This window comes from Gluconacetobacter tumulicola (assembly GCF_014174215.1).
In the GTDB taxonomy this organism is placed as follows: domain Bacteria; phylum Pseudomonadota; class Alphaproteobacteria; order Acetobacterales; family Acetobacteraceae; genus Gluconacetobacter; species Gluconacetobacter tumulicola.
Genome location: NZ_JABEQL010000009.1, coordinates 137,554 through 152,061 on the forward strand (window position 1 = coordinate 137,554; position 14,508 = coordinate 152,061).

At 65.2% G+C, this 14,508-nt stretch carries 12 protein-coding genes; 4 read left to right on the forward strand and 8 right to left on the reverse strand.

Going from position 1 to position 14,508, the window contains the following annotated elements; all coding sequences use genetic code 11:
- Window positions 1–10 precede the first annotated feature (10 nt).
- Together HLH29_RS08890 and HLH29_RS08895 are read left to right on the forward strand one after the other, a co-directional pair.
- Complete coding sequence (locus HLH29_RS08890; protein WP_182965896.1) at window positions 11–1,387, forward strand: ammonium transporter; 1,377 nt, start codon at window positions 11–13, stop codon at window positions 1,385–1,387.
- Window positions 1,388–1,474: 87 nt separating this feature from the next.
- The gene (locus HLH29_RS08895; protein ID WP_182965898.1) at window positions 1,475–2,743 is read left to right on the forward strand and encodes an outer membrane beta-barrel protein; all 1,269 of its coding nucleotides are present in this window, start codon (window positions 1,475–1,477) and stop codon (window positions 2,741–2,743) included.
- 99 nt (window positions 2,744–2,842) lie between these two features.
- Here the strand turns inward: HLH29_RS08895 and HLH29_RS08900 are convergent, their stop codons facing one another.
- From HLH29_RS08900 to HLH29_RS08910, 3 genes are all read right to left on the reverse strand, one after another.
- Window positions 2,843–3,523, reverse strand: coding sequence for a tetratricopeptide repeat protein (locus HLH29_RS08900; protein WP_182965900.1), 681 nt, complete (start codon window positions 3,521–3,523; stop codon window positions 2,843–2,845).
- Window positions 3,524–3,531: 8 nt separating this feature from the next.
- The gene (locus HLH29_RS08905; protein WP_182965902.1) at window positions 3,532–5,859 is read right to left on the reverse strand and encodes a TonB-dependent receptor; all 2,328 of its coding nucleotides are present in this window, start codon (window positions 5,857–5,859) and stop codon (window positions 3,532–3,534) included.
- A 364-nt stretch (window positions 5,860–6,223) separates the two neighbouring features.
- Window positions 6,224–6,910 carry a Fe2+-dependent dioxygenase gene (locus tag HLH29_RS08910; protein WP_182965904.1) on the reverse strand — a complete coding sequence of 229 codons (687 nt, stop codon included), beginning with the start codon at window positions 6,908–6,910 and terminating at the stop codon, window positions 6,224–6,226.
- A gap of 172 nt (window positions 6,911–7,082) precedes the next feature.
- On the opposite strand from HLH29_RS08910, the gene HLH29_RS08915 reads away from it, so the two are divergent.
- The gene (locus tag HLH29_RS08915) at window positions 7,083–7,853 is read left to right on the forward strand and encodes a tetratricopeptide repeat protein (RefSeq protein ID WP_182965906.1); all 771 of its coding nucleotides are present in this window, start codon (window positions 7,083–7,085) and stop codon (window positions 7,851–7,853) included.
- Between the two features lie 13 nt (window positions 7,854–7,866).
- Here HLH29_RS08915 and HLH29_RS08920 read toward each other — a convergent pair whose 3' ends face one another.
- The 5 genes from HLH29_RS08920 to HLH29_RS08940 all read right to left on the reverse strand — a co-directional run bounded on the left by HLH29_RS08920 (window position 7,867) and on the right by HLH29_RS08940 (window position 13,449).
- Complete coding sequence (locus HLH29_RS08920) at window positions 7,867–8,976, reverse strand: anhydro-N-acetylmuramic acid kinase (RefSeq protein WP_182965908.1); 1,110 nt, start codon at window positions 8,974–8,976, stop codon at window positions 7,867–7,869.
- Window positions 8,977–9,075: 99 nt separating this feature from the next.
- The gene (coaA, locus tag HLH29_RS08925) at window positions 9,076–10,044 is read right to left on the reverse strand and encodes a type I pantothenate kinase (protein WP_182965910.1); all 969 of its coding nucleotides are present in this window, start codon (window positions 10,042–10,044) and stop codon (window positions 9,076–9,078) included.
- A 292-nt stretch (window positions 10,045–10,336) separates the two neighbouring features.
- Window positions 10,337–10,726 (reverse strand): hypothetical protein, encoded by a 390-nt coding sequence (locus HLH29_RS08930; protein ID WP_220791442.1) that lies wholly within the window; start codon window positions 10,724–10,726, stop codon window positions 10,337–10,339.
- 13 nt (window positions 10,727–10,739) lie between these two features.
- Window positions 10,740–11,792 (reverse strand): recombinase RecA, encoded by a 1,053-nt coding sequence (gene recA / locus HLH29_RS08935; protein WP_182965912.1) that lies wholly within the window; start codon window positions 11,790–11,792, stop codon window positions 10,740–10,742.
- Window positions 11,793–11,925: 133 nt separating this feature from the next.
- Window positions 11,926–13,449: a gamma-glutamyltransferase gene (locus HLH29_RS08940; RefSeq protein ID WP_182965914.1), complete on the reverse strand. Its 1,524-nt coding sequence runs from the start codon at window positions 13,447–13,449 to the stop codon at window positions 11,926–11,928.
- Window positions 13,450–13,596: 147 nt separating this feature from the next.
- On the opposite strand from HLH29_RS08940, the gene HLH29_RS08945 reads away from it, so the two are divergent.
- Window positions 13,597–14,379 (forward strand): DsbA family protein, encoded by a 783-nt coding sequence (locus HLH29_RS08945; protein ID WP_408871955.1) that lies wholly within the window; start codon window positions 13,597–13,599, stop codon window positions 14,377–14,379.
- Window positions 14,380–14,508: the final 129 nt, after the last annotated feature.

Consider the following 14,508-nt stretch of genomic DNA (forward strand, 5'->3'; position numbering starts at 1 on the left):
TCCCCCTTCCATGTTCCGGGCTCTCAAGCTTTCGGGCGTCACCAGGGCCCCGGCTCTTCTTCTCCCGATCGTCGCCCTGTCCTCCCCCGCCCTCGCCGCCGACGCCCCGCCCGCGCCCCCCGCGATCGACACGGGCGACACGTCGTGGATGCTGGTCAGCACCGCGCTGGTGCTGATGATGACCATCCCGGGCCTGGCCCTGTTCTATGCCGGCATGGTCCGCCGCAAGAACGTGCTGGCGACGCTGATGCAGTCCTTCGCGATCTGCTGCATCGTCACCGTCGTCTGGATGGTGGCCGGCTACAGCCTGGCCTTCGGCACCGGCACCCCCTATATCGGCGACCTGTCGCGCGTCCTGCTCAACGGCATCGGCGCGCATATCGCCAAGGGCGCCGATATCGGCTTCACGCTGGGCGCGGGCACCCCCAACGCGGTCACGATGACGATCCCCGAGAGCGTCTGGATGATGTTCCAGATGACGTTCGCCATCATCACCCCGGCGCTGATCGCCGGCGCGTTCGCCGAACGCATGAAGTTCAGCGCCCTGTGCGTCTTCACCATCCTGTGGTCTCTGCTGGTCTACTCACCGATCGCCCACTGGGTGTGGAGCCCGCTGGGCTGGGTTGCCGGCCTGGGCGCCATCGATTTCGCGGGCGGCACCGTCGTGCATATCAATGCCGGTGTGGCCGGCCTCGTCACGGCCCTGGTGCTGGGCAAGCGCAAGGGTTATGGGCAGGACGATCTGTCGCCCTTCAACCTGACCTACGCCGTCATCGGCGCGTCGCTGCTATGGGTGGGCTGGTTCGGCTTCAATGCCGGCTCGGCCGTCGGCGCCAACGGCCGCGCCGGCATGGCCATGACCACCACCCAGATCGCCACCGCCGCCGCCGGCCTCGGCTGGATGCTGGCCGAATGGGTCCGCCGCGGCAAGCCGACCGTGCTGGGCATCATCTCCGGCGCAGTGGGCGGCCTGGTCGCCATCACGCCGGCGGCGGGCTTCGTCCTGCCGGGCAGCGCCCTGATCATCGGCGTGGTGGCCGGCGTGGTCTGCTTCTGGGCCGCCACCTCGCTCAAGCACATGCTGGGCTATGATGACAGCCTGGACGCGTTCGGCGTGCACGGCATCGGCGGCATCATCGGCGCATTGCTGACCGGCGTGTTCGCCTATGGACCACTCTCGGCCACCGATGCCAATCCCGGCGGTATCAGTGGTTCGTTCGCGCAGTTCGTCTCCCAGGCCGAGGCCGTGGGCATCACCATCGCCTGGTGCGCCGCGGCATCCTTCATCCTGCTCAAGATCGTTGACCTGACGATCGGCCTGCGCGTCACGGCGGACCAGGAAGAAGAAGGGCTGGACATGACCCTTCACGGAGAACGCATCAACTGAACGACAAGATTCAGGCGCCACTTCGTCACTAACACAGAGGGAGGGGGAGGGTTACTTCCCCCTCACAATAAGGAGAGGGAGCGAAGCGTGTCGAACTTAAGAAAAAAATCTCGTTTTTCTATTTCTCTTTTTCTCACGGCAAGTGGCCTCGTGCTTCCTGCGGCGGCCCAGGCCCAGGTTGCGGTATTCAGCAATCCGTCAAACAAGTCGGGCTTTTCCCAATGGCTCAATGATGTCACCCTGGTGGGCCAGATCGAGGGTGGAATCATGGCCAATCCGGCCCGCCCCGATAACGGGATCAATTTCGGCAACTTCCTCGCCGACCATGCCAACCAGGTCCAGCTGAACCAGCTCGAATTCACGCTTTCAAAAGCCATCGACCCGAGCAAGAGCGCGTATCAGATCGGCTTCACGCTGGAAGGGCTCTACGGTTCCGATGCACGCTATTATCATCTGCTGGGCGTCTCGGATCGCGCGTTCTCGAACCGCTATCAACTGATCCCGGCCCAGGCCCATGTCGACGTGCATCTGCCATGGCTGACCCGCGGCGGCCTGGATATGCAGGCCGGCATTCTCCAGGCGCCCATGGGGGTCGAAACGCTCGATCCCACGACGCGTCCCTTCTATACGCTCGCCTACACATCCGAATACTCCGTGCCGTTCGAACATGTCGGCGCGATGTTCAAATGGCATGTCATCCCGATTCTCGATGTCACGTTCGGCGTCGATACCGGCAATCAGACCACGTTCGGCAAGAGCGACCCCAATCACGAGGCAGCGGGATATTTCGGCTTCAACCTGAACGGACTTGCCGGCGGCAAGCTCAACATCATCGAACTCAGCCGCATCGGTCCGGAAAATGCCGTCGCGGCCCTCGGTCCGCGCGCGGACAGCGAGATGCGGTACTGGAACGATATCAACGCCGCGTACCAGGTCAACGACAAGCTGTCGGTCACGGGCGAGTTCAATTACCTGCACGATGAGGGCCTGCGCGCCGACACCTACAGCTTCGTGAGCTTCCTCAGCTACAAGATCACCCCATCGCTGACCTTCAACTATCGTGGTGAAATCTACCGCGACAATACCGGCCAGTTCGTCCTCAGCTTCCTGAACAACACCGCGTACATGACCGCCTTTACGGGCGCCGCAGTCCCGCTGGAGGCAGCGCCTCCCACAACCTATGGTGCGCTGACCCTCGGGGTAACCTACAGGCCAACTCTCGGCCATGGGGTCCGTGTCTTCGAGCTGCGGCCCGAAATCCGCTTCGACCGGTCGCTGAACGGAACCTCTCCGTTCAATGACGGTCGCAATACAGGTGTGTTCACCTTCGGTATGGACGGCGTACTCGGTTTCTAACACCGGGTAACCAACCACACTGCCCCGCTTCGGCGGCGATGTGGCACCAGAAACCGCAAGGAGCCGGCGCGGGCATGCCAGGGGCCTGTCCGCCCCGCTTCAGCCGCTCGGGGACGGGCGAAAACGCATCTCGATCCCGCGCTCCACGAGGAATTGCTCCATCCGCGTTCGAAAGGCCGGCGTCGCGGTCTGCCAGGCATTCTCGAAATGCCGGCGCGCCCGGATCATCTCGCCTTCCGCCAGCAGAAAGCGGGCGAGATTGAAATGCCCGCGAAAATCGCCGCCCTCGGCGGCGCGGACATACCATGCCCGCGCCTGGACCAGATCACGCGTCACCGCCCATCCATCTTCATAAAAACCGCCGATGATGTTGAAGGATTTGCAGTGTCCCCGCGCGGCTGCCCACCGGAACCAGGCCAGCGCCCGCACATGGTCGGGCGGCCCATCCCACCCCAGGGTCAGGCCGGTGGCATAATTGTACATGCCCCAATCCAGGCCGGCACAGGCGGCCCGACGATACCAGCGCAGCGCCTCGGCCGGGGCGGCAGGCATGCCCCAGCCCAGTTCGCAGCAGCGCCCGACCATGTTGCACCCCATGGCGCTACCCTGCCGCGCCGCCGCCAGAAACCACCCCAGCGCCGCACGCGCGTCGCGGGGCAGCAGCACACCATCCAGCAGGATCTGCCCCAGCGCGAGCTGCGCATCGGCCAGCCCGCCGCCGGCCAGGTCGCAGATCGTCGCGACTCCGGCCGTCGCCTGGTCGGGTCCAGCCTCCCGCATTGCGCCGGTCAGAAATGCGCGTTCAGGTTCACCAGCGCCGTCCGGCCCGGCGCCTGCATCGCATAATGCGTGGTGTAGGCCTGGGTGAAATAGCGCTTGTTGGCAAGGTTCTGCACATTGAGCTGCAGGCTGTAGTGCTTCATGAACTTGTAGGTGGCCATGACGTCGAACCGCCAGTAACTGGGTACGAATTTCGGCGCCGTCGGGGAATCCGTGCCATACACCTTGCCCATGTAATAAACGCCCGCCGCCACCGTCAGCGGCTGGATGACGCGATAGGTCGTCCACAGCGCCAGGCTGCTCTCCGGCGTGTTCGGCGCATGGCGCCCATCCATCAGCCCGGCAGCAGCCCCGGACCCGCCGGCCTTCAGCAGCCGCGCATCCAGGTAGGTGAAACCGCCATTGATCGACCAGTCGCGGGTGATCTGCCCGTTCAGACCGACCTCGAAGCCCCGAACCCGCTTGGTGCCGCCATTGTCGATCCCGCCCGTCGCGGTGGTGATCTTGAAATTGGTGGCGTCGATCTGAAACAGCGCGCCGGTCACCAGCAGCCGGTTATGCAGCATGTTCCATTTGGTGCCGACCTCGATCGTGCGGTCGCGTTCCGGCTTCAGCACGGCGCCGATATTGCCCGATCGGTCGGCACCAAGGCTGATATCGTCCGATCCCTGGCCGACCGAATTGCCCGGCGGAATCGCCGACGTGGCATAGGACGCATAGATCGAGCCATTGGAGCGCGGCTTGTAGACCAGCGCACCCTGGTAGGTGAACAGATTGTCGCCACGCCCATATTCGCCCGCCGCCGCGCGATAGGTGCTCTGCACATTGTCGTAGCGCAGGCCGACATTGGCCTGGAGCTGCTTCAGCAGCGTGATCGTGTCGAACAGATAGACCGCCTTGGTATCGAAGCGCGTGCTGTTCGGGTTCCCCGTATGCCTCAGGTCGCCCGTCCAGAGCTGGCCCGGATTCGGATCGGGCAGCAAGGTACAGGTGCCCGACGAAAAGGCCAGCGCGGTGGCGCAACGGGTGAAATTGGTGCCCGAGGCCACATTCTGGCCGTTCACATAGGCCGTGTAATTGTCGTTCTTGCCCTGCTCGCGCGTAAACTCCGCGCCGGAGGCAAACTGGTTCCTGAAGCCCGCCAGATCGAACGATCCATAGAAATCGGTCTGGTTGGTCGCCGTATCGAAAGTGGAGAAACGGCTGTTCAGGCGCCGATAGACATAGCCGTAATAGATATTGCCCTGGCTGTCGTCCGGCATCGTCCAGCGGTCGTTCTGCGTCGTTTCCGAATAGCGCGTGGTATTGCGCAGATGCAGCGTGCTGCTGAAATCATGTTCCAGCCGCAGCGTGCCCATGTCGATGCCATCCTGGTTGGCATCGCGGTTCTCCAGCCCGTACCAGGTATCGAACGGCACCTTGACCGGAGCGCCATCGCCCGTCGCCATGACCCGCGCCGCACCGCCCGAGCGCGGGTTGAAGGTCGGATTATTGTACGGAATGCCGACATCGGGCAGGTCGTCATTCTGCATATGGTAATACATCAGCGTGACGCGGTTGGGGGTCCCCAGCCCGAACGACACCGCCGGCGCCACGCCGAAACGCCGGTAATGGGTGGGCCCGCGCCCCGCCACGCCCTGGTCGTCACCCATCAGGTTCAGCCGGAAGGCCCCCGTGTCCGTAATCCGCCAGTTACCGTCGAACGTGCCGCGCTTGTAATCGGCATTGCCGAAACCGAGATTGGCATCGACCACATTCTTCAGGGTGGGCATCTTGCTGTTGATCAGGATCGCACCGCCGGCCCCGCCCCGCCCGGCGATGGCCCCGGTATCGCCCTTGACGATTTCGATCGATTCCACATTGAACGTCTCGCGCGACTGCGCCCCGACATCGCGCAATCCATCGACAAAGGTGCTCGACTGCGCGTCAAACCCCCGCAGGAACGGCCGGTCGCCGACCGGGTTACCCCCCTCGCCCGCGCCCATCGTAATCCCTGGCACATTGCGCAACGCATCGGCCAGCGTGTTCGACGCGGTCTGGGTCAGCAACTGGCGCGAAATGACCGACACGCTCTTGGGTGTATCAAGCAGCGAGGCGGTGAATTTCGGCGACATGTCATGCCACATGCCCACGACTTCGATATGTTCGTGCCGCGGATTGGGCCGATCCTGATGCGCCTTCTTCCTTTCCTCGTCGGTCAGCTTGTCCGACGCCGCCACACCCGGCGTCGCGGCCAGCCCCTGGGACCCGATCATCGCCATCGCCAGACCACACAGGACCTGACCGCGCTGGGGCGCCACCTGCTGCGCCACACGCCATTTTCCAGTGACACCCATTCGCCGGGGTTTCCTCAATGCCATATATGAAAATGCGAACTATTCGCATTAACAGCGTATGTTTCACGAGAGATACAAAGCGTCAAGAAATTCATTTGCGACAAAAAATGTCTTGTCCATTCCCGGCGATGCACTCCCACCGGTCATCGCACAAGAATACTGAAATCTATAGATAATTTCAGTATTATTCCATTCAGTGCCTGACTGAAAATGTGGGCTGGTGAGCGAGAGCGGCCCGGTAGGGCCGCGCCCGGCGTGTGTTTTCGAGCACCGAAGCGGAGCGGCCTTGAGGGCCGTGAGCGTGAGCATCGGAGCACAGAAAACGCGCGTCGGATCGCCGCCAGCGCGCATTTTGGTCAGGCACTCAGAGTTCGCACCATTGGCGCATGAGATTATGATAACAATTCACCAGCTCGAGCACGGCAGGATCGTCATCCGCCAGACGCATGCGCAGATCCATGATCGTGCGATCCAGGTCGAACAGGATCCGCCGCCGCTCCACGTCCCGGACCATCGATTGCGTCCAGAAAAACGATGCCCAGCGACTGCCACGCGTGACCGGGGTCACATCATGCAGCACCGTGGTGTCGTAGACGATCATGTCCCCGGCCGGCAGCTTGATCTCCTGCACGCCCGAGGCATCGTGTATTCTCAACTCGCCCCCGTCATATTCTTCGGGGTCGGTCAGGAAGAGCGTCGAGGAAACATCCGTGCGGATACGCATTCCGCCGGAATTGGGGATCGGCCGGATGGCATTGTCCACATGCGCACCGAACGACATGCCCTCGTCATAGCGGTTGAACAGCGGCGGCACGACGCGCAGCGGCACGACCGCACTGTTGAACAGATTGTTCCGCCCCAGTGCACGCAGCACGATCTCACCCAGCGAACGATGCAGCGGATGGTCCAGCGGGATCTGGAGATTGTTCTTGGCCGACGCCGATTGCGGCCCTGCCGTCACCCTCCCATCCGCCCAGTTCGCCTCGGCAAGCGCGCGACGACAGTGAAGAAGCTCATCGGCCGAAAGAACATTGGGGATATGCAGCAACATGGCGGTCTCGATCTATGGCGCTTGCATGGTCCGCGCCTGGACGAACGGCAACGCCCCATGCGGACGACATGCAAGATCGCTGAATAGCTTGGTTGCGACAGATTATCAATTGCATAAATGCCCCGATCATGGTTTGTAGCGCCAAGCGTCAACCGTCATGGGTTCCCTACAGATGCGGCTTCTCGACACCCTGAAAAAGACCGCCATCCAGCGCCGGCGCGACAGGGACACACCGCCTCCCCTGCCCGATTTCATCGACGAAATCCGCATCCGGGCCGCGCAGGGCCATGTTCCGGAGCAGGTGTGCTGGGGCGACATCCTGCTCGACAGCATCTATGTGCCGCCCAACCCGCAGCAGGCGCGAAAATGGTACGAAATCGCCGCCTCCGCCGGCTACGCGCCCGCCCATAACATGCTCGGGCGGTGCCATCATTTCGGATGGGGCTGCGCGGTCGACCTCCCGGCCGCCGCCGCCAGCTACGAAACGGCGGCGCGCCTGGGCGACCTCTGGGGATGCTACAATCTGGGCATCATGACGATGCGCGGCCTCGGCATGCCGGCCGATCTGCGCCTCGCACTGGCACTGTTCCGCAGCGCCGCCGAACGCGGACACGCCAAGTCGATGAACCTGGTCGCCCGCTTCACCGAAGAGGGCTGGCACACCGAACGCAATCCCGCCGCGGCTCTCGCATGGTACCGCCGCTCGGCCGAAGGCGGCGATTATCGCGGACAGCATAATTATGCATCGGCGCTGCTGGCGATGGGCAAGCGTGCCGAGGCCCTGGACTGGTGGCGGCGCGCGGTCGACGATGCGACATCGGACATATTGCTGGCCATGGAGCGCACCCTGCACGCCCTCGGCCCGCACGGAGACACGGCCCTCTCGAATCAGGTCCACGATCGCCTCGATACCCTCGGCATCCCCCGCCAGACGGACGACTGATCGAGTCGAGGCCTTATCCCTGCCGCAGCAGGTTCAACATCCGCGTCGCGGCGGCCGGCACCCCCCGCTCTTCCAGCCGCCCTCCACTGACAGGCCGCTCCACCCCCGTCGTTCCGGGGAAGGAAAGCGGCAGCCCGCGCACGGCACGCGCGGCCAGAAAACCGAAGCACTGGGCTTCCAGCGCATCGCCATTCCATCCCACGGCCTCGACCGGTTCGACGGCAACGCCCAGCGCCTGCCGCAATCCCTCCATCAGCACCGGGTTATGACGGCCACCGCCACAGACCAGCCAGCGGCGCGGCGCGAATGGCAGAGGCAGTTCCGCCACCGCCCGAACGGTAAAGGCGGCAAGCGTCGCCGCCCCATCGGCCGGCGACAGAGGGGCCAGCAGATCCATGGCACGATGAAACGACAGGCGGTCGAGCGATTTCGGCGCCGGCCGACGAAAGAACGGGTCGCCCATCAGGTCCCCCAGAACCGCCCCATCGACCCGCCCCGCCCTGGCCAGCGCCCCGTCACGATCGCAGGGCACGCCGGTATGGCGCATCGCCCAATCATCCAGCAGCGCATTGCCCGGCCCCACATCGCAGGCCAGCAACTCTCCCGACGCCCCGAGCAGCGAGACATTCGCCACCCCGCCGATATTCAGCACGGCCAAAGGATGCTCCAGTCCAAGGGCGAGGGCCTGATGAAAGACCGGCACCAGCGGCGCTCCCTCGCCCCCCGCGGCAAGATCCGCACTGCGAAAATCATGCACGACCGGCACCCCGGTTTCCGCCGCCAGCAGGCCGGCATCACCGATCTGCCAGCTTCGATGCTCCTCCGGACGGTGCAGGATCGTCTGGCCATGAAAACCGATCAGATCCGCCGGCCAGTCCAGAGCGCGAACCGCTGCAACATGCAGGCGCGTCAGATCATGCTCGACAGCCAGCAGTTCCGGATCATCCGCCCGCAGGCTCGCCGCACGATCGAGAATGGCCCGGGTCCGCGCCCGAAGCTCGGGCGGAAAGGGAACGGTCGTCGTCGGCCCGGCCGCCCCGACCATGATACCATCCGTCTCGATGGCGGCGGCATCCACACCGTCCAGCGACGTGCCGCTCATCAGACCGATCACCCGGACCATCAGACCTATCCCTCTCGAAACAGCATCCAGACTATCGCATCGGGATCAATGGCGGAACATGACCGTCATGCAGCCATCCGGCGCACGACGCCGATACCCTCACAGATAGCGCAGGCGGACTTCGTCGATGGCATGCGACCGCCCCTTGCGCATGATCAACCGCGCGCGTTCACGCGTGGGCAGGATATTGGCTTCCAGATTGGGCAGGTTGATCCGGTTCCAGATCTGCCCCGCGACCCGTTCAGCCTCGGACGGCGACAGGTCGGCATAGTGATGGAAATAGGAAGTCGGCTTGCGGAACGCCGTGCGCTGCAACAGCAGGAACCGTTCCACATACCACGATTCGATATCGCTGGTCGTGGCATCGAGATAGATCGAGAAATCGAAATAATCCGACGCCACCATCGACCGGTCGGTACCGGTCTGCAGCACGTTCAGCCCCTCGAAGATCAGGATATCCGGCCGGTCCACCGTCTGGAAACGGTCAGGCACGATATCGTACGCCTCATGCGAATAGAGCGGCACCTGCTGCAACCGCTCGCCCGCCTTGACGGCGGCGAGGAAGGCGATCATCCGCCGCAGGTCGTAGCTCTCCGGGAAGCCCTTGCGCTGCATCAGGCTCCGTTCCTCGAGAACCCGCGTCGGCAGCAGAAACCCGTCGGTCGTCACCAGGTCGACGCGCGGATGGTCCGGCCAGCGCGACAGCACGACCTGAAGCAGCCGGGCAAAGGTGCTCTTCCCCACACCCACACTGCCGGCGATGCCGATAATGAACGGCACCGAAATGCGCGGACACCCCAGGAACGCGCTCTCGACCATGCTGTTCAGACCGCGCGAGGCCATGACATACAGGTTCAGCAGGCGCGACAGTGGCAGATAGACCTCAGTGATATCGGCCAGCGACACCGGCTCGTTCCGGCCGCGCAGCGCCGCGATCTCGTCCTCGGACAGCGAGAGCGGCACGTTGGCCCGCAACGCCGCCCAGTCGGAACGCGAAAAGGTCAGATATGGAAGCGGTGGATCGCCGTCCCGCGACACCGACCCCCACGGAGGCATCCGCAGCATCATGCTCTATGCCCGGACCGGGCAGATGCCGCCGGGTTTCGTGCCAACCGTCATGAATCCGCTTCCCCAGGATGGACCGTCATTCCGGCCTCGTTCAGCGCGGCGTAACATCAACGCCTGGAGCGATCCAGTGGACCCCACGCTCCTCCTCCCCCCGCATCCGGCCCCTTCGGTCAAAAAAAGGCACAAAACCGCCACATTCCGGCTGTCTCATGACACAGACGTGACTCGGGGCCCGATGGGAAACACGCGCGGAACGCGCCGCCAGCGCCCATTTCCAATCAGGCTCCGCGGCCTATTGCCCCCTCACCGTCTGTCCACGGCCACGGGCGCCATAACTCACCTGCGTGTCGGGGATCACGTAATGCCCGGCATCTTCCTTCTGCCCGTCATCCCCGGCGGCATTGGAATCGAATCCGGAAGCAATCATCTGCATGCCCCACGCATCGGGAAGCGGCTGATAATCCGGCTGCCGCCCCGCCGGCGCGGCAGACATCGGCTGCGACCCATCATGCTGCCGGCCGGCCGCCGCAGTCTGGGCCGTGCCCGGCCGCTCCTGCCCGCTGAACAGGGTCAGGGGCGGCACATCGATCGACTCCCCATCCGGCCGCTTGAACCCGCAGGCCGTCAGACCGGCCAGCAGAGCCAGCACTGCGAGGCCACGCGGCCCCGCGTGCCGGCTCATCGCCCCGTGCCGGTCACTCGGCGTCGGCAAGATCCTGTTCACCGGGAGAGACCAGCATCGCCTCGGCCACCACGCCCGCCTGCTCGCGCACACGCCGTTCGATATCGGCCGCCATCTCGGGATGCTCGCGCAGGAACTGCTTGGAATTCTCCCGCCCCTGGCCGATCCGCTGACTGTCATACGAGAACCAGGCCCCCGATTTCTCGACAATGCCGGCCTTGACGCCCAGGTCGATCAGCTCGCCCATCTTGCTGATCCCCTCGCCATACACGATGTCGAATTCGACCTGGCGGAACGGGGGGGCCATCTTGTTCTTGACCACCTTGACGCGGGTCTGGTTGCCCACGACCTCTTCCTTGTCCTTGATCTGCCCGATCCGGCGGATGTCCATGCGCACCGAAGCATAGAATTTCAGCGCGTTACCGCCCGTCGTCGTCTCCGGGCTGCCGAACATGACACCGATCTTCAGGCGGATCTGGTTGAGGAAGATCATCATGGTGTTGGAGCGCGAGACCGTGCCCGTCAGCTTGCGCAGCGCCTGACTCATCAGCCGCGCATGCAGGCCGACATGGCTGTCACCCATGTCGCCTTCCAGCTCCGCCCGCGGCACCAGGGCCGCGACGCTGTCCACCACCAGCACGTCGATGGCACCCGAGCGCACCAGCGTATCGGCGATTTCCAGCGCCTGTTCGCCGGCATCGGGCTGGCTGATCAGCAGATTGTCGACATCGACGCCCAGCTTGCGGGCATAGCCGGGGTCCAGCGCGTGTTCGGCGTCGATAAACGCGCAGACGCCGCCCTTCTTCTGGGCCTCGGCAATCGCATGCAGCGCCAGGGTCGTCTTGCCCGAGCTTTCTGGGCCGTAGATCTCGACGATGCGGCCACGCGGCAGGCCGCCGATGCCCAGCGCGATGTCCAGCCCCAGCGAACCGCTGGAGATCACATCCACCGCCTCGTTGGCGCGCTGGCCCAGGCGCATCACCGATCCCTTGCCGAACGCACGTTCGATCTGGCTCAGCGCGCCTTCCAGCGCCTTGCTCTTGTCAATGCCCGGTGCCTGCGCCATCGCCTTCAATCCCGTTCCGATATCATGAAAACCCCGGGTACTGCCCGCCTCGCCCGGCGGTCCCGACCAAACGAAAACTAGAACAAAACATGATCATCCACAAGCGGCCGCACCAGATCCCGGCGCAGGTCCCTCAGTCCGACCCCACGGACAGGCCGGCCGAACGCGCGTCGGTACCGCCGGCACAGCTCCCTTCGCCCCCCGGCAGCCCCGCCGGGCAGGAAATCGCGTTGATGCGCCCATCCGCCGTCACCGGCCGCGCACCCGGCTTTTCGCCCGCCAGGACCTGCTTCATTTCGGCCGCGACCGCGTCGGCCGCGTCGTTCTGCCCCGATCCGGTCACCGCGGCCCGGAACCTGCTGCCCTCGCTGGCGATCGCAGCCGTCAGCAGCGGCGGCGGCAGGCGGCGCGGCGACGCCCCCATCACAATGCCCGTACTCCCTGCGATACGGCCGGTACCGAACAGATTATCCATCGTCAGGCTGCACGCCACAGCCCCGCCATGCCGGTCGACCACGGCAAACGAGGTCGAAGCCGGCAGATGCGGCAGCGTTCCACCGGTCGGAACCGTGCCGGAATCGACCACCGCCTGCGCCCTGGCAATCAACTCGGCGCCCGATTGCGCACCCGCCGTCTGGCCGCGCCAGGCGGCAACCGCCGACTGGCCGGCACGATCGCTCTGGCCGCCTTCATTCAGGGCCCGGAAGGCAACCGCGCTGCCCAGCCCGCCATCGGCCGGCGGCGGCAGGAAACTGACCCGCACCTCGCCCGCGCGCACCGTCAACGGATCGGTCTCGACCGGAACGGCACCGCGCAGGTCCGCCACCGTCAATCCACCGCCCTCGCCCTGGCTGCCGGCAACGAACGAGCGCGCCAGCGCCCCGTTATACAGATCGCCCACCCCCATGCTGCTGATCTGTTCCAGCACACCGGTCAGGCGCTGCTGCACCAGGGTGTCACCCTCGGCCAGCACCTTGCCGTCGCCCCGGCTAAAGATCGCCCGCGCGCCCGGATCGGCCAGCAGCGGCCCCTGGACGGCCGCCAGGTCCGTGGCCAGTGCCCGGCTGACCGAAATGCCGCCGCGCGCCAGTTGCATCGCCGGGGTCAGGGTTTCGGCGAACTCCACGCTGCCATAGCGCAGATGCATCAGATACAGCCCGCGTGCCAACATCGGCGCCGCCGCCGGGCGGTCGACCGGCGCGCTCCCCGGCTCGGGCGTCGTCGATCCCGCAACCGGAAGGAACAGGAACGCCCGGCCACCGTCGGATTCGCCGGGGCGCCACGCCAGGCAGGCGCCGCCCGCCCCCAGCGAGGCCCGCGACGGCAGCGTGACCGCCAGCGTCATCCCCAGCGCCGCCGCCGCGTCGGCGGCATTGCCGCCCCGCGCCAGAACGTCGCGGGCAACCATGGCGGATTGCGGCTCGTCCGAAACGACATTGCCGATATAGCCGGTCAGGTAGGTCGGCCCCTTCGGCGTGTCGGACCCGCCGCCGAACAGGGCGTGGCTGGCCGATCCCAACGGGTCATTGAAGGACTTGACCGAACATCCGCCAAGCGCCGTAGCCAGGACCGTGGACAGCAGCAAGGCCCCGCAACGGCGCAACGGGTGGTTCAGGGGACGTTCACGCACGCACAGATTCTCCATTACCGCCGTCATGCCCCGAGGATGAAACCACCGGGCTATCGGGAATTAGCGGTCTTCGGGAGCATCGGCAACTCGCCTTGTCCCCCGGCGCTCTTCCGCGCCACCCCATTCTGCTCTACAGACAGCCCCGTTACGGAACCCGAGCGCCGGAGGCCGCCCTTGTCTTTTTTCTCGTCCCGCAGCCTCGCCAGGCTCCGCACGGCCCTTCCGGCCTGCATCGGCCTGATGCTGGCCCTGTCCTCCACCGCCCGCGCCGATGACAGCTTCACCCCGGCCCAGCGCAAGGAAATCGTCGCCATCGTCCGCGACGCATTGAAGACGGACCCCTCGATCCTGTCCGACGCGATCACCGCCCTGCGCGCCGGGGCCGAGGCACAGGAACAGACTCGCACCCGCGACGCGCTGGCCACCAACCGGGCGGCCCTGACGACGCCGGCACCCAGCGACGCGATTCTGGGCGCACCCAATGCCCGGACGACGGTGATCGAATTCTACGATCCCCGCTGCCCCTACTGCCGCAAGGTGCTGGCCGACCTCGACCGCCTGGTTCATGACGATCCCAATGTCCGCATCGTGGAGAAGGTGATACCGGTGCTGGGTCCGGCCAGCGTGCTGACGGCACAGGCCATCGCCGCCGCCGCGCTGCAAGGCGGTCACGACGCCTATTTCCGCATGCAGCGCGCCATCATGACAGACACCACGAAGCCCGACACCGCCCGCATCCGCCTGCTAGCGAAACAGGCCGGCCTCGACGCGGACCGCCTGGTGTCCGACATGGCCGGCCCCGCCGTCGCCGCCACCCTGCGCGCCAATTCTGAACTGGCCGAGGCCATCCATCTGGAAGGCACGCCCACCTTCGTCTTCGACGCCCGCTACATCATCCCCGGCGCCGTCGATTACGGCGCGCTGAAGGCCGCCATCGAGAAAACCCGGCATAGTTGAACAAGGCCCGTCATTCTCCATAAACAGCGCGGGCGGCATCGATGGCCGCGCCGGGCGGCGGCGCATAGCCCTCGGCACGCAGCACGGCGTCCAGCGCACCGAGCGTGATCAGCACCTTGTGCCGCATCG